The following is a 19,679-nucleotide window of genomic DNA, read 5'->3' on the forward strand; positions in this document are numbered from 1 at the left end:
ATGGCTTTTTTATGTAAATCATTTATTGCGATTAATAGTATGTTAGGCGAACTACGCCCGCAATGCGTTTAGCTAAACGGATTACCTGGCGGGTATAACCATATTCATTGTCATACCATGTATACAGTACAACAGACTTACCATCTTTAGACATAATTGTTGCAGGACCATCTACAATTGAGGCATGACTGTTGCCAATCAAGTCGCTGCTTACCAGTTCGTTAGATAATGAATATTCTAACTGTTCTGTTAAATTACCGAATAATGAAGCTTGTTTTAAAACATCCTGAATTTCTTCTTTAGTAGTAGTTTTATTCAACGAAAGATTTAAAATAGCCAATGAAACATTTGGTGTAGGTACACGAACTGCATTACCGGTTAATTTGCCGCTTAAATGAGGTAAAACCTTAGCTACAGCTTTATCTGCACCTGTTTCGGTAATTACAAGGTTTAATGCAGCAGAACGTCCTCTGCGGTACTTCTTATGATAGTTGTCTAATAGATTCTGATCGTTGGTATAAGAGTGAACAGTTTCAATGTGGCCTTTATCAATGCCAAAATTATCTTCCATTACCTTAAGTACAGGAATAATCGCATTGGTAGTACATGAAGCATTAGAGAAAATATTTTCTTCTTCAAAGTTAAATTCTCCATCATTTATACCGGTAACAATATTTGGAACATCACCTTTAGCAGGAGCGGTCAACAGAACTTTACTCACACCTTTTGATTTAAGGTGTCTTCCTAAGCCTTCACGATCTCTGTAAACCCCTGTGTTGTCAATTAATAAGGCATCATTTATACCATATTGGGTATAATCGGCTTGTTCAGGCTCCTTTACAGCGATAAGATATACAGTTTGTCCGTTTACAATAATTGCTTTGTTTTCAAAATCTTCAACAATAGTACCGTTAAAAGGACCATGAATAGAGTCTGTTCTCAATAATTCAGCTCTTTTAATCAGTTCTTCGTCGCTATAGCTACGGGTAACAATTGCACGTAAGCGTAATTGCTCTCCTTTACCTGCCTGCATAATCAGTTCGCGGGCTGCAATACGACCAATACGACCAAAACCATATAAGATTACATCTTTTGGTTTAAGCGTAATTTTATCTTTACCAATGTGCGCACTTAACTTACTGATGATAAAATCATGCATATTGCCATGATTGTTACTCTCATCAAGCCATTCAGAAGCCAAGCGTCCGATATCAATACGGGAAGGCGCAAGACTTGATTTGGCTATGGTATTAGCTAGCTCTAATGTCTCATAAATGGAAATATCTTTACCACTAACTTCCTTTGCGTATTGATGGTACGCTAAGATTTCGCTGCTGCCTACATCAAATAAAGGCTTACGGAACAGTACCAGTTCGATAGACCTGTCGAACCATAACTGACCTACTACATGAATAAGCTCAAGAGCTTTTTTTTCTTTTTCAATCCAGTTTTGAAACTCTGATTGGTATTTGTTTAACATTACAAAGAATTATTTGGTTAGAATTTGGCACAAAAGTAAAAAAGATTGACCGAGTAGCCAATCTTTTCTGCTTATTTACTTGTAATAAAATATTTTATCCTAAGTATGACTTTAAAATCTTGCTGCGCGATGTATGGCGTAAGCGTTGTAATGCCTTGTCTTTGATCTGACGTACACGTTCGCGGGTAAGATTAAACTTTTCACCAATCTCTTCTAAAGATAGCGGATGGTTAGTGCTCAATCCAAAGAACAATACAATAATTTCACGTTCACGCTCTGTTAAAGTAGATAACGAACGTTTAATTTCTTCAGATAATGACTCGTTGATCAGATTACTGTCTGTATTGGGCTCCTGGTTTTCCAGTACATCTAATAAAGTATTTTCTTCACCCTGAACAAAAGGTGCATCCATAGATACATGACGGCCTGAATTACTCAAAGTATCAGATATTTTGTCAACTGTGGTTTCTAAAATATCAGCCAATTCTTCTGGAGATGGCTCACGCTCGTATTCTTGCTCTAATTTAGAGAAAGCTTTGCTGATTTTGCTTAATGAACCTACCTGGTTTAATGGCAAACGTACAATACGGCTTTGTTCTGCAATAGCCTGTAAGATCGATTGACGAATCCACCATACAGCGTACGAAATAAATTTAAAACCTTTGGTTTCATCAAAACGTTTAGCTGCTTTTATTAAGCCTAAGTTACCTTCGTTAATTAAATCGCCAAGAGTTAAACCCTGGTTCTGATATTGCTTTGCAACAGATACTACGAAACGTAAATTGGTTTTGGTTAAGCGTTCAAGAGCGGCCTGATCACCTTCACGGATTTTGCGTGCTAAAATTACTTCTTCTTCTGCTGTAATTAAATCTACTTTTCCAATCTCATGTAGGTACTTATCTAACGACTGACTTTCCCTGTTGGTAATGGATTGGGTTATTTTGAGTTGTCTCATTTAATAAATTAATCCCTGTGTATTTTTTGAACTGCAAAAATATATAAATTAATACAGATTTGTGTGATAAATTGTTGAAAATTATATGGTTTTAACCACTTTTTTTAATTATAACTTCACAGCAAAAATCATTCCAAATGACCGAGATTTTTGCCGTTCATCCTAAATAACAATAGATTGTGGGTTTTGTTGATCAAAAGGCTTAGAATAGTAGGGATTAAAGCTTTAATTTTATTTACAGATGACATATTAAGCTGACAGCAATTTTTTAGAAAAGAAAAAGGGTTAGAAAAAATGTCATGTGTTACCAAGATTTAATAGTAAATAAAAGGGTTATACTTAGTCCGGCTAAATAGATTTTAAAGTTTTGGTAAAAAAATTACCTGAATTTATCGCCAACAAGATTTAGGTTAATCCCGTACTCCAGATACGCTTTGGCAGAATCTACAACGGTTGTAAAACCACCGGTCTGATCAATAATATGCTGAATTAATTCGTCGCCAGTTTGCGTAAAACCATAGTTTTTAATTACCAGATAAGTTTCGTTAGCACCAAGGGCATTAAAATTAAATTCTACGGTAGTTTGCGGCTCACCCCATTTAATAATGATCTGCTGGTTCTCGGTAAGCTTTTCTATATAGACATCAGCCGAAGCCTCGTACATTTCCCATTGCCAGTTTATGGTTTTACCTTCTTCTAATTTTCCTGAAGATTTGGTAAACCAGAAATTTGTAGTAACCTCAGGATTTATAAAAGACTGGTAAACTATATTTGCAGGTTTCCTGATCAGCATTTGTACTGTTATAACGGTATTGTTCATAGTTTTAAATTTTAGAATATAAATTAATCAAAAAGAACTCAATAGACAAATTAAGTTTTGATAAAAGAGCTATGTTTCAATCTAAATCTCTTTGCTTAACTGAGATAGTATACCCATTTTTAGATCGTAGTTACATAATTTTAACTGCTCTACTCCCGTTAATTCCAATACATAACTGGTTTGTATAACTGCCATTACAATCATATCAGTTCGTAAAGGTATCAGACCAGGAATTTGTAATCGTTCGGTATGGGTAGAATGTATAAGCTTTTCGGCTAATTGCGTATAAGCGTTTATAGGAATATCGGTACTAATTATTTGATTTAAATCGGTATGAGGATTAAGCATTTGATAAAAACTTTCAAAAGCACCCGCAGAACCGATCATTACTTGAGGCTGATATTGTGATATAGCCTGAATGAGGCTTTGCAGCTGATTTTTTAGATGTAATTTGATTTTAAGACTATCATCTGTGCTTAAAGGGTCGCTATGAAAGAATTGCTGTAAAAGTCTTGCCGCTCCAATATTGTAACTGTGTTTCCAGAAAATTTCTTTCTGATCACAGAGGATAAATTCAGTACTGCCACCACCAATATCCATGATTAAAGCAGGCAAATGGATAGAACCGCTTGCCTTAACGCCTTCGTAAATCAAGCCGGCTTCTTCAATACCATCAATAATTTCTATGGTAATATCCGTTTTATTTTTTACGGCCCGTACAAAGTCATTGCCATTTTTTGCACTACGTACGGCAGAAGTAGCTACAGCTCTGATCTGATCAACTTTGTGCTGTTTAATTATAGCATAAAATTCTTCTAAACAACTTAAGCCTCTTTCAAAAGCTATCGGTATAATTTCATTGTTAAGGGTAATATTTTCGCCAAGTTTTACTGGTTTGTTAGTTTTATAAACCACTTCAAAGCTACCCGGTAGTTTAACTTCTGCTATAACAAGATGAAAGGTGTTGGTGCCAAGATCAATGGCGGCAATTTTTTTCATAAATACAGGCTTTAGAAAACGATTTCACCTGTTTTTAAATTACAAAGGAGAAACCTTTTTGTTTTTAAACTTAAAGATTTCTCCCGATTTTATTGAAATAAGATAATTTTTAATTTCTATAGGTAAACCATTTAAACATCTCTTTAAAGGTGGTCTTTTTGCCGTACATTAAAATACCTACACGGTAAATACGACTTGCAATCCATACTGTAGCAATAAAGCCTACAATAAGTGTTACCATAGAAAGGATTAACTGCCAGTTTTCTACGCCATAAGGCATACGTACCACCATAGCAATAGGAGAGGTAAACGGAATAATAGATAACCAGAATGCGGTGCTGCCATAAGGGTCGTTATTAACTACGCTTAACGATAAAGCATAGCCCAGTAAGAGGGGCAGCATTACGGGCATCATAAACTGCTGTGTTTCCGTTTCGCTATCAACAGCCGAACCTATGGCTGCATATAAAGCGCTGTAAAATAAATATCCACCTAAAAAGAAAAAGATAAATACACCTATTATTTTAGGGATATTTAAGCCGGAAAGGCTTTTTTGTATATCAGTTATAGGGTTGCTTGGTGTATTGGTGCTGATTTCTGCTCCTTTTTTCATTTGTGTAGATATATGGCTGCTTTGTTCCATCTTTTTTAAATCGCTTTTATTGATGAAAATGCTAACGGCGGCCGTACTTATGGCAAAGGTTAAAACAATCCAAAGCATAAATTGGGTTAAGCCAACCAAGGCTATACCAATGATTTTACCCATCATTAACTGGAAAGGTTTAACTGATGAAATCATAACTTCAACGATACGGCTTGTTTTTTCTTCAATAATGCCACGCATTACCTGAACGCCATATAGCATTATGAACATGAACATGAGAACACCCGCGGTAAAGGCAATAAACATGCTGGCCCCCGCGCTTGATTCTTCTTCCTTTCCCTCTTTTGCAATCTTTTTTACAGAGATACTGACATCGGTTTTTAGTTTATCCAGATCGGTTTGCGATATACCAGAGTTTTTTAGTTTTTGCGTACGGATTAAATTCTCTATATCACCAGAAATTCTTTCGCTTAAAGATAAACCCGCTTGTTTAGAACCGAAAACCTCTATACCCTGAGGAGAGTCTATATTAAATTCTGGCAAATATAAGATATAATCAAATTTACCACTGCTGATCTCCCGCTTAGCCTGTTCAAGGTCTTCGTCTAAATAAGTGTATGCAATGTTTTTGTTACTGCTCAACTTGCTATCTAGCGCAGTGTTCTTGTTTACCACAGCAATACGGTCAAATGAATCGGCTATGCCCTTGTAACTGAAATAACCTATTAAGCCATATATACCGGCAATTAGAAGAGGTGTTAAGAAAGTCATTACAATAAATGATTTCTTTTTTACCCTCGAAAGGTATTCGCGTTGTATAATGAGTAGTATCTTATTCATGAGATTGTCCTTTTACTTTTTCGATAAAAATTTCATTCATACTTGGAACCACTTCCTGTAAACGATGAATGTTTACAATAGGAAGCAGACTTGAAAGTACTTCATTGATATTTTTTTGAGGGTTTAGTTTTAGTTTGATGATTTTTCTTTCCTTAAGTTCTTCACTGCTTAAGATTTCAAAAGTATTGTTGCTTTGCATATGATGATTACCTTCATATTCTAGCCAATATGTATTGTTCTTGTAGGCAGATTTAATCTCATCAACAGAACCATCCAATATTTTTTTAGACTTGTTGATCAAAGCAATATCATCACATAATTCTTCTACACTTTCCATGCGGTGGGTAGAAAAAATAAAAGTAGAGCCCTGTTTGTTCAGTTCTAAGATTTCATTTTTAATGATATCGGCATTTACAGGGTCAAAACCCGAAAAAGGTTCATCTAAGATGATCAGTTCTGGCTGATGAAGAACTGTAGCTACAAACTGTACCTTTTGCTGCATTCCTTTGCTGAGATCCTCCACTTTTTTGTGCCACCATTCCTGCATATCGAGCTTCTCGAACCAGTATTTGATGCGTTTGGTAGCTTCGGATGTATGTAGCCCTTTTAACTTAGCCAGATACAATACCTGTTCGCCAATTTCCATTTTTTTGTAAAGGCCGCGTTCTTCGGGCAAATAGCCGATCTGTGAAATATGGTTGGAATTTAACCGCTCACCATTGAAAATTACCTCGCCACTGTCTGGTGCGGTAATTTGGGTTATAATTCTGATGAGGGATGTTTTACCTGCACCATTAGGACCCAACAGACCAAAAATTTTGCCTTGCTTTACCTCAAGGCTAACATGATCCAATGCCCGGTGCGAAGCATATTGTTTTACAATATCTTTAACATTTAGCATGAATTAGAAATTTAGTTTAGTGCTATTAAGATAATACAATACTGAAGTTGTTACATGAGATGTTGAAAAGTACACGATTATTTATTAAAATGAGTGTGCTAAAAATTGCTGTTTAATAAGCAGCGTATTTAACTTAAATATTACTATAAATATTTGAGTACCTTTTGTCTTTCACTTATTTTAGCCACATCAAAATTTAATAATCATCCTTTAATGAAGAAATTTTACTTTTCATTTTTGCTTTGTGCTTTTGTAACACAACTGTTTGCACAAACAAAAACCATTACCACCACAGAGGTTATTGCTGCACCAGAAAAAGCTAATTACCAGATGGCGGCACGTTTTTCGCCCAGCAAGCTGCGAAAAATGATTTACTCTACAGCCGTAGATGCACATTGGTTAAGAAACTCTAACCGTTTCTGGTATCAGTATGAAACACCTAATGGCAAGAACTGGTACATTGTAGATCCGGCTGGCAGAAATAAGAAACAATTGTTTGATCCTGCAACCCTGGCAGCAGAAATTACTCTCATTATTCGTGATCCGTTTGATAAACAGAACCTGCCTATAGAGAACCTTAAATTTTCTGATGATGAGAAAAGCATAACTTTTGAAATTAAAAGTACCATAGATGAAGTTAAGCCAGACAGAAAAGACAAAAAGGCAGCGGATTCGCTTCAGAAGAAAATCTTTAAATTTCAATATGACCTGTCTAATAACAAACTCACAGAGCTTAAAGATTATAAGCGTCCTAAAGCTAAACCATCATGGGGAGCGGTAGCGCCAGATTCGTCTGCAATTATTTTTACCCGTAATTATAACCTGTACTGGATGGATAAGGCTAACTATATAAAAGCTATAAAGAATGAGGAAGATAGTACAATTGTTGAGCATCAGCTTACCAAAGAAGGGGTAAAATATTACGCATTTGGAAGTGATGGTAGTGGCGAAAATAATGAAGAAGTTATTAAGAATGATAAAAAACGCCGCAGAGCTTTTGTATTATGGTCGCCTGATTCAAAGTATTTTGTAATACAGCGTACCGATAGCAGAAAGGTTAAAGATTTATGGGTTATCAACAGCGTTAGCTCTGGAAGACCCACTTTAGAAACTTACAAATACCAGATGCCTGGTGAGGCCGAAGCGCCAATAGATGAAATCTGGTTGTTTGATTTTGCAGCTAAAACCGGTAAAAAGTTAAACGTATCAGCTTTTAAAGATCAGAGTTTAAATGTTTACAGCCGACCGGCACTCAATAAAGAAAGAGATGTAGAATTTAGACCTGCAATCTGGTTAGGTGATAACAGTAAATTTTACATGGGACGCACCAGCCGAGATTTAAAACGTATTGATATTTGTGTGGTTGATGTTAAAAGCGGAGCGATTAAACCTGTTATAGAAGAACGTTTTAATACTTATGTAGAAGTACAGCGCCCGGGATTGGTAAACGGAGGTAAAGAACTTATTCACTGGAGCGAAAGAGACGGATGGGGTCATTATTATCTTTTTGATGAGAACGGTAAGCTCAAAAATCAAATTACCAAAGGTGCTTTCCATTGTGAGGAAATCATTAACATTGATGAGAAAAACCGTGTGTTGTATTTTACAGCCAATGGTAAAGAACCTAAAGAAGATCCTTATTATTTGCATTTATACCGTGTAAATTTTGATGGTTCGGGCTTAAAATTATTAAATGCCGGAGATTTTGATCATCAAGTATCAATGAGTGATGACGGCAAATTTTTTGTAGATAATTACTCACGTGTAAATACGGTGCCTAAAACTACATTGTATGATAACAGTGGTAATAAAATATTAGAATTAGAAACCTCTGATTTATCATTATTAATGGCAGCAGGTTATAAATTCCCTGAGCCGTTTAAAGTAAAGGCAGATGATGGCGTTACAGATCTTTATGGTGTGATGTATAAGCCATTTAATTTTGATCAAAATAAGAAATATCCTGTAATTGAATATGTGTATCCAGGTCCACAAACAGAGGCGGTAAATAAAGCATTTGGCCGTAGCATGGATAGGGTAGACCGTTTGGCTCAGTTAGGTTATATTGTAATTACAGTAGGTAATAGAGGAGGACATCCAGCACGTTCTAAATGGTACCATACTTACGGTTACGGAAACCTGCGCGACTATGGTTTGGCAGATAAAAAAGCAGCCATAGAACAATTGGCAGATCGTTATTCGTACATTGATGCGAATAAAGTGGGTATAACCGGACATTCGGGAGGTGGTTTCATGTCAACCGCTGCAATGCTGGTTTATCCCGATTTCTTCAAGGTTGCAGTTTCTGCGGCTGGTAATCATGATAATAGTATCTATAACCGTTGGTGGAGCGAAAAACACCATGGCGTTAAAGAAATTGTTTCTTTAAAAGGAGATACTACCTTTAAATATTCAATAGATAAAAATCCTGATCTGGCTAAGAATCTAAAAGGACATTTATTGTTGATGCATGGTGATGTTGATAATAACGTACATCCTGCAAACAGCATAAGAGTGGCTAATGCTTTGATCAAAGCCAATAAACGTTTCGATTTTATGATTGTTCCGGGCCAACGTCATTCTTTTGGAGATATGACCGAATACATGTTCTGGAGACTGGCTGATTATTTTAATAATTATTTATTAGGTGATTTTTCAAGATCTGAAGAAGTGAACATGACCGAAATGGACAAAGAAGTAGAGCGAAAAAACTAAAGGTCTTATGATTTGCCGTTGAGGCTGTCTAAAAAGTCAGCCGTCACCCTGAATTTATTTCAGGGTCTGCTTGTAGAGATGCTACAACAATGTTTCAGATTCTGAAACAAGTTCAGAATGACGAATTTCAAGACTTTTTAGATAGCCTCCTTATCATAAAAAAATACCGAATTTAGTTCGGCGTGACGAATATCCTTATTAAAACAAAAACCCGATGTGAGGAACATCGGGTTTTTTTATGCCCTAAATAATCGCTTTTTATTGAGATAAATAGCAGGGAAAAGAATTTTTAAGTTTACATTAGAAAACCACCGCCTAAAAGGTCGCTGCCTTCATAGAATACAGCCGATTGCCCAGGAGCAATGGCAGAAACATTATGTTCAAAAGCAACTTTCATGTTATTGCCTTCCTGTATAATTGTACTTAAAGTACCTGCATCTTTATAACGTATTTTGGTTACAACATCGCCTAAAGGCTCATTGATGTTTCCATATTTAATCAGATTAACATTTTTAACCAGCGCTTCTTTACGTTCTAGCTCATCTGCACGACCTAAAACCACAGTATTGCTTTCGGGTAAAATCTGTGTAACAAACATAGGTTCGCCAAAAGCAACCCCTAAACCTTTACGCTGACCAATGGTATAAAAAGGATAACCTTTATGTTGCCCAATTACCATTCCTTTGGTATCTACAAAATTACCGCCAGCTACACGTTCTTCTAAATCAGGAACTTTGTGTTTTAAGAAAGCACGGTAATCGTTATCAGGTACAAAGCATATTTCATAGCTTTCACTCTTTTTGGCCAGTTCCTCCTGTCCCATATCTAGCGCCATTTGCCTAATCTCGGCTTTGGTAAAACTACCTAAAGGGAATTTGGTTCTTGCTAGATTCTCCTGAGATACGCCCCACAGTACATAAGACTGATCTTTATTTTCGTCTTTTCCTTTAGAGATTACATAACGGCCATTATCTTGCAAACGAATGTTGGCATAGTGACCAGTAGCAATAAACTCGCAATCTAATTTGTTGGCACGTTTAAGTAAAGCTTCCCATTTAATATGGGTATTACATAAAACACAAGGATTTGGGGTTCTTCCTGCTAAATATTCATCTACAAAATTATCAATTACAAAGTCACCGAATTCATCTCTAATATCCAGAATGTAATGGGGGAAGCCATAGTTTACCGCCAGTGTACGAGCATCGTTTATGCTGTCTAAGCTGCAGCAGCCCGTTTCTTTGCTGCTGCTTCCAGAAGTAGCATAATCCCAGGTCTTCATGGTAAGGCCAATAACCTCATAACCCTGTTCATGCAACATTACCGATGCCACCGAACTATCTACTCCGCCACTCATGGCTACCAAAATTCTGCCGTGTTTACTCATTATTTTAATAAAATGTTCGCAAAGTTACGATTAATCGTATAACTCCTTATGTCTTACTGGTCTTGTTAATGTAAAAAACCTTAGCTATATAAAATGCTGAACTTCCCGGAGTATCGGGACAGGCTGTTTTAGCATTTGGCTATTATAAAAGATGCTGAAACAAATTCAGCATAACGAATAGATTAAAAGACGAATAGACTAAAAATTACCCGGTATTGCATTGATGAGCTTTTGCGTGTAAGCAGCTTTAGGCTTATTGTAGATTTCATCAGGAAAACCTTGCTCTTCTATCTTGCCTTTGTTCATAATGATCATGCGGTCTGAAATATGTTTAACCACAGCCAGATCATGAGAAATAAAGATATAAGTTAAACCAAATTCCTGTTGTAGGTCTCGCAATAAATTCAATACCTGTGCCTGCACCGAAACATCAAGCGCAGAAACAGACTCATCACAAATGATAAATTTGGGTTTCAAAGCTAACGCTCTTGCAATAACAATGCGCTGACGTTGTCCACCCGAAAACTCATGCGGATAACGGTTAAAATGCTCGGAACCAAGATTTACTTTTTCTAAAAGATGGATAACATGAGCTTTTTGTTCTTCGTCATTATTGAAAATATGGTGTACTTGTAAAGGCTCCATAATAGACTGCCCAACTGTTAAGCGTGGGTTTAACGAAGAGTAAGGATCTTGGAAAATAATCTGTAGGTCGCGTCTTAGTTTGCGTAACGATTTTTTATCTAAATGGGTAATGTCATTGCCATTATAAATTATCTGACCAGAAGTGGGTTCAATTAAGCGTAGAATTGTTCTTCCTAAAGTAGTTTTGCCACAGCCAGATTCGCCAACCAATCCTAATGTTTCTCCTGGAAAAACATTAAAGCTAATGTCGTCAACAGCCTTTACATAGTTTTTTGCCTTGCCAAATAAGCCTTGTTTTACCGGATACCAGGTACATAAGTTTTTAACCTCAATTAAAGGTTTTTGGGCATAAAGCAGATTTCTCCGCTCATTAACTTCTATAGGCGTAATCTGGTTTTCGGCCAGTAAATGCTGTAATTCTACGTTTTCGTTTTGATTTAAAAAATCTGCAACGGTAGGTAATTTTTTTAGTTGCCTTTTAGGGGAAGGTTTACAAGCCAATAACCCTTTAGTGTAAGCATGCTGCGGATTTTCAAAAAGTTGTTTTGCTGGGCCTTGTTCTACCACATTGCCTTTGTACATTACCAGCAGCTCATCAGCTATTTCACTAATTACCCCTAAATCATGCGTAATAAAGATCATAGCCATATTACGTTCATCTTTAAGACGCAATAAAAGTTCCAATATGGTTTTTTGCACAGTAACATCCAATGCGGTGGTAGGTTCGTCGGCAATCAGCAGATCAGGATTGCAGCTTAGTGCCATTGCAATCATTACCCGCTGCTTTTGTCCGCCTGATAACTGGTGCGGATAGCTGTCAAAAATTTGTTCAGGTCGGGGTAACTGAACTTCTTTGAACAGATCTATAGTTTGTTTTTTGGCTTCTTCTTTACTAACCTTACGGTGTAGCATAATAGCCTCCTGTACCTGATAACCGCAGGTAAAAACAGGATTGAGTGATGTCATGGGTTCCTGAAAAATCATGGCAATTTTATTGCCTCGGTATTTTCTGATTTCCTCATCACTAAGATGAAGAAGATCTATTTGTTCAAAATTAATTTCGCCTGTAATCTGCGTATTCTTGGTATCGTGTAAGCGCATAATAGAAAAACTGGTTACGGATTTACCTGAACCTGATTCGCCTACAATACCCAATACTTTACCTTTATCTAATTTAAAATCAATCTGATGAACGGCCTCAAACCATGTTTTTTCTTCCTGGTTGTAAAACTGAACGGCTAATTTCTTAATATTCAACATCACTTTACTAAGGTAATATTTTCTTCCTTAATTGTATCTGATCCTTTAAAACGTAACAAAATTTGTGCAGTAGTAATCACATCTTTCTGGCAATAGGTTACAATACGCTTTAAATTGTTTTCTTTATAATAAACATCCTTAACCATACTACCGTCAATATCATCTTTAGATGTAGGGACGTTTAAAATAGTAGCCAACAGGTTTAGAGAGGTATAGTGCTTGTAATCCCCAAATTTCCATAATTCCATGGTGTCAATATGATTGATCTCCCAAGGCTTTTTACCCGATAGCTGTAATTGGTAGGGAATGGGAAGACCATTAATCAGCATTCGGCGGCACAAATAAGGAAAATCAAATTCTTTACCATTATGTGCACATAATAATAGCTTCTTACTTTGTTTACCAAGCAAAGCAACAAACTGTGTTAAAACCTCTTTTTCATCATTGCCATAAAAAGAATTGATGCGCAGATGCATCTCATGCTTTTTAAAATGATAGAAACCTACGCTGATGCAAATAACCTTGCCAAACTCAGCCCATATACCGGCCCTTTCATAAAAATCTTCTGCGGTATACTGTTCCTTACGTAGATATTGTGTTTTGTCTGTCCATAATTGTTGCCACAAAGGAGAGAGGTTTTGAAAATGTTCTTCTTGCGGAACCGTTTCTATATCAATTACAAATACATTTTCGAGGTTAATTTCTTCCAGCATATTCTGTGATTAAAATTTGGAATACAAGTTACACAATTTACGGAGCTTATGTTACGATTTAAATTTTGCACATAGATAAATCCTTTAACTTTGTATAATTCAAAACGGAAGATATGTCTACCATACTCATTATAGATGATGAAGAAAAACTCAGAAAGCTGTTAGCTCGCATCATAACGCTCGAAGGTTTTGAAGTGATACAAGCACAAGATGCTAAAACAGCATGGAAGAGACTGGAACAGGCTGAAGTGGACGTAATATTATGTGATGTGAAATTGCCCGATACCAGCGGAATAGAACTTTCTAAAAAAATTAAAGCACAATATCCTGCAACAGAAATTATTTTACTTACGGCTTATGGTAACATACCAGATAGTGTACAAGCCATAAAGAATGGGGCATTTGACTATATAACCAAAGGAGACGATAATAACAAAATACTTCCGTTGGTTTACCGGGCGGGTGAAAAAGTACAATTGGCTAAGCGTCTTTTGCAATTAGAAAAACAGGTAGGGCAAAAATATTCTTTTGATAATGTTATAGGGCAATCAGCTAACCTTAAGCAAGCTATTGAGCTGGCCAAAAAAGTAGCCCACACAGATGTACCCGTACTGTTATTAGGTGAAACCGGCACAGGTAAAGAAGTTTTTGCCCAGGCTATACATTTGGAGAGCAAGCGTAAAAACGAGCATTTTGTAGCGCTTAATTGTGCCGCATTTACCAAAGATTTGCTTGAAAGCGAATTGTTCGGGTATAAGGCTGGCGCATTTACAGGAGCGCTAAAAGATAAAAAAGGCCTTTTGGAAGAAGCGCATAAAGGGACGCTTTTTTTAGATGAGATGGGAGAAATGCCCATAGATCTGCAAGCTAAGATATTAAGAGTGCTTGAAAATGGTGAGGTACTTAAGTTGGGCGATGTGGTACCTGTAAAAGTAGATGTAAGAATTATTGCAGCAACTAATCGCAATCTACAAGAAGCGATGGAAAAAGAACAGTTCAGAAGTGATTTATATTATCGCATTGCGGGTTTTACCATTCATTTGCCTTCTTTAAGAGACCGTAAACAAGACATATCTTTATTGGCGCAGTATTTTGCCCAATTATTTACCATTAAGCTAAACAGAGGTATATTGAAGCTCGGAACAGATTACATCCAAGCATTAGAAAATTACCATTGGAAAGGTAATATCAGGGAGCTTAAGAATGTAATTGAACGTAGTGTAATTTTAACTGAAGGAGACCGGCTTGGTTTAGAGAGTCTCCCAACCGATATACGCTATCTTTCTTCTTCTCAGAAAAATTCCTGTTTTGCTATGCAGGAAGTAGAAAAGCAACATATTCAAAAAGTTTTACAATATACTAAAGGAAATAAAGCAGAAGCTGCCCGTTTATTGGAAATTGGTATAGCCACTTTATATCGAAAGATAGAAGAATATAATATTTGATAACAATATTTTCATTTTGAGAAAAGCCTATCATTATGATAGGCTTTTTTTGTGTTTGATTATTCTTTGCTTTTTGTTTTCTCATTGATAATCAGTTGTTTGTGTTTGTATTTGTGCTACTGGAACAAAGTTTGGCATTCAGGAACCAAAACAATTTAAAATGACAGATAAAAGTAAAATGGAGAACAGAGAAAATCTTTCTTTCTCATCGGGTAAGGTCCAGACCTTACCATTGTTACTGGCGGTATCAACCGTAAAACCCTCGTTTACAGCTACGGTAGTTTCTGAACCTTTAAAACCAGGTAGATTATGCTGACAGCTATTTTAATATTAACAGGTGTAATCTGTTTTGGGTTATTTTATAAACTGATAAACTTTTTTGAGAAAATCTGATATGATAGCCTTATTCTTTTTAGCAATAGGAGTGTTCGTGTACATAGGTTACGTACTCCTTAAACCAGAAAAATTTTAAACAGATTCCTTCATCTCCTAAACAAGATGTTTGTCCTTGAAATAAATGTAACTAACTGAACCATATAGTTTTTCAGTTAGCCTATAAAAATTACTTACTTAAATATGAATACAGAAATCTTAGGAATTATAGCCATGTTTACGGTAACGCTGTTACTGGCGATACCACTTGGTAAATACATCGCAAAAGTTTATGCCGGAGAAAAAACATTTTTAGATTCTATTTTTGGCCCTATAGAGCAATTTTTCTATAAAATCAGTGGGATCAAGCCTACAACCGAAATGAACTGGAAACAACATTTAGTGGCTTTGCTCACCATTAACCTGGTTTGGTTTTTAATGAGTATGGCCATACTCATGAATATGGAAAGCCTTCCATTAAACCCGGATCATAACCCTAATCAATCGGCTGATTTGGCGTTTAATACTACCATTTCATTTTTGGTGAACTGTAATTTACAGCACTATTCTGGCGAAACAGGTATCAGTTACTTTGGGCAGATGTGGTTAATGTTTTTGCAGTTCGTAAGCGCCGGAGTTGGTATGGCTGCAGCAGTAGTTATTTTTAAAGCATTCAGAGATAAAACAACCACCCAATTAGGTAATTTTTACGATTACTTTCTAAAATCCTGCACCAGAATTTTACTGCCTATATCATTAATTGTAGCAGGAATACTTGTTTTTGAAGGTACCCCTATGACTTTTGAGGGTAAGGATACACTTACATCTTTACAGGGAGAAAAAATGGAAGTAAGTAGTGGACCGGTAGCGGCTTTTGTACCCATAAAACATGTAGGTACAAATGGAGGTGGTTTCTTTGGTGCAAATAGTGCCCATCCTTTTGAAAATCCAAGTTACTTTTCAAATATGACAGAAATGGTTGCGCAATTTCTTGTTCCTGTTGCAATGGTTTTTGCTTTTGGCTATTTCATCAGGAGAAGAAAATTTGCATGGATGTTATATGGCGTTATGACTGTTGGTTTTCTTATGCTGGTTATACCCAATGTAAATATGGAAATGCAAGGGAACCCTGCCATAACTAAAATGGGAATAGATAACGCTTTGGGCGCAATGGAAGGGAAAGAAATAAGGATAGGAGCTGCTGCTTCGGGTTTTTGGAGCATTGTTACTACGGTTATTTCTACAGGGTCTATTAACTCTATGCATGATAGTTCAATGCCGCTTTCGGGCATGAATGAACTGTTAGCCATGATGATCAATGCATTTTACGGAGGAGTGGGAGCCGGAATCCTCAACTTCTTCATTTTTATCATACTTGCTGTATTTATCAGTGGCTTAATGGTGGGTAGAACACCTGAATTTATGGGTAAGAAAATCGAAGCCCGGGAAATAAAGATTGCCATGATCATCGCACTTGCGCATCCTTTTCTCATATTGGTAGGAACGGCTTTGGCAACAGCGCTTCCTGCTTTTGGAGCAGCCACTTTAAATAATCCTGGTTTTCATGGCTTTAGCGAAATGCTATATGAATATACATCATCTGCAGCTAATAATGGTAGCGGTTTTGAAGGTCTTGGAGATAATACCCTGTGGTGGAATATTTCTACCGGAATTGTCTTGCTGCTTGGACGTTTTCTTCCAATTATAGGCCCCGTAGCTATCGCAGGCCTGTTAGCAGAAAAGAGATTTATTCCTGAAGGAGAAGGAACATTGAAAACAGATACTTCAACTTTCGGCTTAATGATCTTCGCTGTAATTGCAATTATTGCGGCACTCGCATTTTTTCCTGCTTTGGCATTAGGCCCAATCGCAGAATATTTTTCACTTCATTAATGATCAACTCAGAATTTAAATATGGATAAGACTCAATCTTTATTTCAGAAAGAAATGGTTCAACAAGCGTTGAAACAATCTTTTGTGAAACTTAATCCAAAGCTTATGTTTCGTAACCCGGTTATGTTTACCGTTGAGATTGGAACATTTGTGATGCTTGTGGTAAGTTTATGGGTACTCGCAGGAGAAACTTCACAAGGCAGCTTTTGGTACAATTTCGTTCTCTTCATTATATTATTGCTTACTTTATTGTTTGCCAATTTTGCCGAGTCCATTGCCGAAGCAAGAGGTAAAGCTCAGGCAGACAGCTTACGCAAAACCAGAGAAGAAACTCCGGCAACACTCCAGAATGGACAGCTTATATCATCTGCACAGCTAAAAAAAGGAGATGTTTTTATATGTAAAACAGGCGATATAATTCCTTTGGATGGAGAAATTATAGAAGGACTGGCTACGATTGATGAAAGCGCCATCACAGGAGAATCTGCACCTGTTATACGCGAAGCGGGAGGCGATAAGAGCTCGGTAACAGGAGGTACCAAAGTACTTTCGGATCAGATTGTTGTACAGGTTACCACACAACCCGGCGAGAGCTTTCTCGATAAAATGATTGCTTTGGTAGAGGGTGCAAACCGTCAAAAAACACCAAATGAAATTGCTTTAACCATCTTGTTGGCAGGTTTTACCATGGTGTTCATTATTGTAACCCTAACACTTAAACCTTTTGCAGATTATGCAAATGTAGGCATTACCATTGCTTCTTTTATTGCTCTTTTTGTATGTCTTATCCCTACTACCATTGGAGGCTTGTTATCTGCTATTGGTATTGCTGGTATGGATAGGGCGTTGCGGGCAAATGTGATTACCAAAAGTGGGAAAGCGGTAGAAACTGCCGGAGATGTTGACGTATTGTTATTGGATAAAACAGGAACGATCACCATAGGAAACCGTAAAGCTACCGGTTTTTATGCTGCAAATGGCATAAGCGAACAGCAATTGGTAAAAGCAGCGGCCTTGAGTTCTATGGCGGATGAAACTCCTGAAGGAAAATCAATCATAGAACTTTCGGGATTAAATCCAACAGATTTTAAAATTGAGCAACCAAGGTTCATCAAATTTACGGCAGAGACCCGAAGCTCCGGTATTGATTATGCCAACTTTCGCATACGTAAAGGCGCTGCCGATGCCATAAAAAATTTAGTAGAGCAGGCGGGAAATAAATTTCCTGAAGAAGTAGATGAACGGGTTAAAATGATATCAGGAAAAGGAGGAACACCGCTTGTGGTAGCCGAGAATGGTACTGCATTAGGTGTGATTGAGCTGCAGGATATTATTAAAACGGGGATCAGAGAACGTTTTGAACGTTTGCGTAAAATGGGTATAAAAACGGTAATGGTTACCGGAGATAACCCGCTTACTGCAAAATATATTGCAGATAAAGCAGGCGTTGATGATTTTATTGCTGAAGCAAAACCTGAGGACAAGATGAATTACATCAAGAAAGAGCAAGCCGAAGGTCGTTTGGTAGCTATGATGGGCGATGGAACCAACGATGCTCCGGCTCTGGCTCAGGCAGATGTGGGTGTAGCAATGAACAGCGGTACACAAGCCGCTAAAGAGGCCGGAAATATGGTTGATTTGGATAATGACCCTACCAAACTGATTGAAGTGGTAGAAATTGGAAAACAGTTGTTAATGACACGTGGTACGCTTACCACCTTTAGCATAGCCAATGATGTGGCCAAATACTTTGCAATTATACCGGCATTGTTCATAACTGCAATCCCGGCTTTACAGGGATTAAATATCATGCGTTTGCACTCTCCTGAAAGTGCCATTTTATCGGCAGTAATCTTTAATGCACTGATTATACCCTTGCTGATCCCTTTGGCACTGAAAGGAGTTGCTTACAAACCAATAGGAGCCAGCGCATTGTTGCGTAGAAACCTCTTTATTTATGGGTTGGGAGGGATCGTGGCTCCTTTCTTGGGTATAAAACTAATTGATGTTTTAGTATCGATTTTGGTCTGATTAGACTTTAGTCTTTAAAAAATTAATAAAAAAATGAAAAAACATATTTTACCGGCTATAAAGTTAAGCATTGCTTGTATTGTACTATTTGCAGTACTATATCCTTTAGCCGTTTGGGCAATGGGACAACTTGGTCCTAATCATGGAAAAGGCAAAATGATAAACTACAATGGAAAAAGATATTACAGTAACATAGGGCAATCCTTTACAGCAGATAAGTACTTCTGGTCTCGCCCTTCGGCTGTCAATTACAATGCCGCAGGATCTGGAGGCAGTAATAAGGGGCCATCTAATCAAGAATATCTAAAGCAGGTACAAGCTCGTATAGATACTTTTATGGCCCATAATCCGGGAATAGATAAATCTCAGATCCCTGTAGATCTGGTTACGGCAAGTGGGAGTGGTCTTGATCCTAATATTTCTGTAAAAGCAGCTAAAATACAGGTTAAACGTATAGCAGCAGTACGGCAGATCAATGAAATGAAATTAAATAAACTCATTGACGGTCAAGTTGAAAAATCTTTATGGGGACTTTTTGGACCTGAAAAAATCAATGTGCTGAAACTGAATATTGCACTTGACAAATTAAGCAGAGAATAATCGGGACGTTAAAAAAAAA

Annotated in this window: 16 protein-coding genes; 7 read left to right on the forward strand and 9 right to left on the reverse strand. The window is 37.0% G+C overall.

The genetic code is table 11. The annotated features are described in order from the left end of the window. Positions 1-31: 31 nt before the first annotated feature. The 6 genes from ACLHG9_RS09800 to ACLHG9_RS09825 all read right to left on the reverse strand — a co-directional run bounded on the left by ACLHG9_RS09800 (position 32) and on the right by ACLHG9_RS09825 (position 6,599). Positions 32-1,480, reverse strand: coding sequence for a glyceraldehyde-3-phosphate dehydrogenase (locus ACLHG9_RS09800; RefSeq protein ID WP_410221312.1), 1,449 nt, complete (start codon positions 1,478-1,480; stop codon positions 32-34). Between the two features lie 94 nt (positions 1,481-1,574). Next, positions 1,575-2,435: an RNA polymerase sigma factor RpoD/SigA gene (locus ACLHG9_RS09805; RefSeq protein ID WP_243362789.1), complete on the reverse strand. Its 861-nt coding sequence runs from the start codon at positions 2,433-2,435 to the stop codon at positions 1,575-1,577. 379 nt (positions 2,436-2,814) lie between these two features. Continuing rightward, on the reverse strand, positions 2,815-3,255 hold the full coding sequence (locus tag ACLHG9_RS09810) for an SRPBCC family protein (protein WP_410221313.1): 441 nt from the start codon (positions 3,253-3,255) through the stop codon (positions 2,815-2,817). Positions 3,256-3,336: 81 nt separating this feature from the next. Further along, the gene (locus tag ACLHG9_RS09815) at positions 3,337-4,254 is read right to left on the reverse strand and encodes an exopolyphosphatase (RefSeq protein WP_410221314.1); all 918 of its coding nucleotides are present in this window, start codon (positions 4,252-4,254) and stop codon (positions 3,337-3,339) included. A 109-nt stretch (positions 4,255-4,363) separates the two neighbouring features. After that, the gene (locus ACLHG9_RS09820; RefSeq protein WP_410221315.1) at positions 4,364-5,698 is read right to left on the reverse strand and encodes an ABC transporter permease; all 1,335 of its coding nucleotides are present in this window, start codon (positions 5,696-5,698) and stop codon (positions 4,364-4,366) included. Beyond that, on the reverse strand, positions 5,691-6,599 hold the full coding sequence (locus ACLHG9_RS09825; protein WP_410221316.1) for an ABC transporter ATP-binding protein: 909 nt from the start codon (positions 6,597-6,599) through the stop codon (positions 5,691-5,693). The genes ACLHG9_RS09820 and ACLHG9_RS09825 overlap by 8 nt, the downstream gene beginning before the upstream one ends. A gap of 213 nt (positions 6,600-6,812) precedes the next feature. Here ACLHG9_RS09825 and ACLHG9_RS09830 point away from each other — a divergent pair, with 213 nt between their 5' ends. Further along, entirely contained in the window at positions 6,813-9,314 is a 2,502-nt protein-coding gene (locus ACLHG9_RS09830) for a DPP IV N-terminal domain-containing protein (protein ID WP_410221317.1), read from the forward strand. A 295-nt stretch (positions 9,315-9,609) separates the two neighbouring features. On the opposite strand, the gene mnmA is transcribed toward ACLHG9_RS09830, so the two are convergent. The 3 genes from mnmA to ACLHG9_RS09845 form a co-directional block, all read right to left on the reverse strand. After that, complete coding sequence (mnmA, locus tag ACLHG9_RS09835; RefSeq protein ID WP_410221318.1) at positions 9,610-10,701, reverse strand: tRNA 2-thiouridine(34) synthase MnmA; 1,092 nt, start codon at positions 10,699-10,701, stop codon at positions 9,610-9,612. A 198-nt stretch (positions 10,702-10,899) separates the two neighbouring features. After that, positions 10,900-12,606: an ABC transporter ATP-binding protein gene (locus tag ACLHG9_RS09840; RefSeq protein WP_410221319.1), complete on the reverse strand. Its 1,707-nt coding sequence runs from the start codon at positions 12,604-12,606 to the stop codon at positions 10,900-10,902. Further along, positions 12,606-13,319: a 3'-5' exonuclease gene (locus tag ACLHG9_RS09845; RefSeq protein WP_410221320.1), complete on the reverse strand. Its 714-nt coding sequence runs from the start codon at positions 13,317-13,319 to the stop codon at positions 12,606-12,608. Before ACLHG9_RS09845 ends, ACLHG9_RS09840 begins: the two co-directional genes overlap by 1 nt. A 113-nt stretch (positions 13,320-13,432) precedes the next feature. Between ACLHG9_RS09845 and ACLHG9_RS09850 the strand changes: the two genes are divergently transcribed. The 6 genes from ACLHG9_RS09850 to ACLHG9_RS09875 all read left to right on the forward strand — a co-directional run bounded on the left by ACLHG9_RS09850 (position 13,433) and on the right by ACLHG9_RS09875 (position 19,660). Beyond that, positions 13,433-14,764 (forward strand): sigma-54-dependent transcriptional regulator, encoded by a 1,332-nt coding sequence (locus tag ACLHG9_RS09850; RefSeq protein WP_410221321.1) that lies wholly within the window; start codon positions 13,433-13,435, stop codon positions 14,762-14,764. 160 nt (positions 14,765-14,924) lie between these two features. Beyond that, complete coding sequence (locus tag ACLHG9_RS09855) at positions 14,925-15,080, forward strand: hypothetical protein (protein WP_410221322.1); 156 nt, start codon at positions 14,925-14,927, stop codon at positions 15,078-15,080. Positions 15,081-15,158: 78 nt separating this feature from the next. Next, positions 15,159-15,236 (forward strand): potassium-transporting ATPase subunit F, encoded by a 78-nt coding sequence (locus ACLHG9_RS09860; RefSeq protein WP_410221704.1) that lies wholly within the window; start codon positions 15,159-15,161, stop codon positions 15,234-15,236. A 104-nt stretch (positions 15,237-15,340) separates the two neighbouring features. Beyond that, a complete protein-coding gene (gene kdpA, locus ACLHG9_RS09865; protein WP_410221323.1) occupies positions 15,341-17,029 on the forward strand; it encodes a potassium-transporting ATPase subunit KdpA in 1,689 nt (562 codons plus the stop codon). A 21-nt stretch (positions 17,030-17,050) separates the two neighbouring features. Beyond that, on the forward strand, positions 17,051-19,060 hold the full coding sequence (kdpB, locus tag ACLHG9_RS09870) for a potassium-transporting ATPase subunit KdpB (RefSeq protein ID WP_410221324.1): 2,010 nt from the start codon (positions 17,051-17,053) through the stop codon (positions 19,058-19,060). A gap of 33 nt (positions 19,061-19,093) precedes the next feature. After that, the gene (locus ACLHG9_RS09875; RefSeq protein WP_410221325.1) at positions 19,094-19,660 is read left to right on the forward strand and encodes a K(+)-transporting ATPase subunit C; all 567 of its coding nucleotides are present in this window, start codon (positions 19,094-19,096) and stop codon (positions 19,658-19,660) included. Positions 19,661-19,679: the final 19 nt, after the last annotated feature.

It is taken from the genome of Pedobacter sp. (genome assembly GCF_046462515.1).
GTDB lineage: Bacteria > Bacteroidota > Bacteroidia > Sphingobacteriales > Sphingobacteriaceae > Pedobacter.

Excerpts from the sequence above, each read along its gene's own strand:
- ACLHG9_RS09800 (WP_410221312.1), bottom strand. The coding sequence starts at position 1,480 with ATGTTAAACAAATACCAATCAGAGTTTCAAAACTGGATTGAAAAAGAA.
- ACLHG9_RS09805 (WP_243362789.1), bottom strand. The coding sequence starts at position 2,435 with ATGAGACAACTCAAAATAACCCAATCCATTACCAACAGGGAAAGTCAG.
- ACLHG9_RS09810 (WP_410221313.1), bottom strand. The coding sequence starts at position 3,255 with ATGAACAATACCGTTATAACAGTACAAATGCTGATCAGGAAACCTGCA.
- ACLHG9_RS09815 (WP_410221314.1), bottom strand. The coding sequence starts at position 4,254 with ATGAAAAAAATTGCCGCCATTGATCTTGGCACCAACACCTTTCATCTT.
- ACLHG9_RS09820 (WP_410221315.1), bottom strand. The coding sequence starts at position 5,698 with ATGAATAAGATACTACTCATTATACAACGCGAATACCTTTCGAGGGTA.
- ACLHG9_RS09825 (WP_410221316.1), bottom strand. The coding sequence starts at position 6,599 with ATGCTAAATGTTAAAGATATTGTAAAACAATATGCTTCGCACCGGGCA.
- ACLHG9_RS09830 (WP_410221317.1), top strand. The coding sequence starts at position 6,813 with ATGAAGAAATTTTACTTTTCATTTTTGCTTTGTGCTTTTGTAACACAA.
- mnmA (WP_410221318.1), bottom strand. The coding sequence starts at position 10,701 with ATGAGTAAACACGGCAGAATTTTGGTAGCCATGAGTGGCGGAGTAGAT.
- ACLHG9_RS09840 (WP_410221319.1), bottom strand. The coding sequence starts at position 12,606 with ATGTTGAATATTAAGAAATTAGCCGTTCAGTTTTACAACCAGGAAGAA.
- ACLHG9_RS09845 (WP_410221320.1), bottom strand. The coding sequence starts at position 13,319 with ATGCTGGAAGAAATTAACCTCGAAAATGTATTTGTAATTGATATAGAA.
- ACLHG9_RS09850 (WP_410221321.1), top strand. The coding sequence starts at position 13,433 with ATGTCTACCATACTCATTATAGATGATGAAGAAAAACTCAGAAAGCTG.
- ACLHG9_RS09855 (WP_410221322.1), top strand. The coding sequence starts at position 14,925 with ATGACAGATAAAAGTAAAATGGAGAACAGAGAAAATCTTTCTTTCTCA.
- ACLHG9_RS09860 (WP_410221704.1), top strand. The coding sequence starts at position 15,159 with ATGATAGCCTTATTCTTTTTAGCAATAGGAGTGTTCGTGTACATAGGT.
- kdpA (WP_410221323.1), top strand. The coding sequence starts at position 15,341 with ATGAATACAGAAATCTTAGGAATTATAGCCATGTTTACGGTAACGCTG.
- kdpB (WP_410221324.1), top strand. The coding sequence starts at position 17,051 with ATGGATAAGACTCAATCTTTATTTCAGAAAGAAATGGTTCAACAAGCG.
- ACLHG9_RS09875 (WP_410221325.1), top strand. The coding sequence starts at position 19,094 with ATGAAAAAACATATTTTACCGGCTATAAAGTTAAGCATTGCTTGTATT.